Here is a 245-nt window from a genome sequence, read left to right as displayed (position 1 = left end):
GTCGTCACGACGGGTGAAGCGCTCTTCCTTGGCCTTGGCCATCGGAGAAACTTCAGTCACGGCGTGCTTGGTGCGCATGATCATGTTGCGGATAACGGCATCGTTGAAGCGGAAGTTGGTTTCCAGTTCGTCGATAACGGCCTGCTCAGCTTCTACGTTCATCAGAACATAGTGAGCCTTGTGCAGCTTGTCGATCGGGTAAGCCAGTTGACGACGGCCCCAATCTTCCAGGCGATGAATAGTGC

Annotated in this window: 1 protein-coding gene; it reads right to left on the bottom strand. The window is 54.7% G+C overall.

Annotated features, from left to right (window positions below):
- A partial coding sequence (rpsF, locus tag B4920_RS27470) for a 30S ribosomal protein S6 (RefSeq protein ID WP_079437607.1) occupies positions 1–245 on the bottom strand: 245 nt, incomplete at both ends.

The organism is Zoogloea sp. LCSB751, from assembly GCF_002028455.1.
Taxonomy (GTDB): Bacteria; Pseudomonadota; Gammaproteobacteria; order Burkholderiales; family Rhodocyclaceae; genus Zoogloea.
This window is presented reverse-complemented; position numbering and strand designations above follow the sequence as displayed.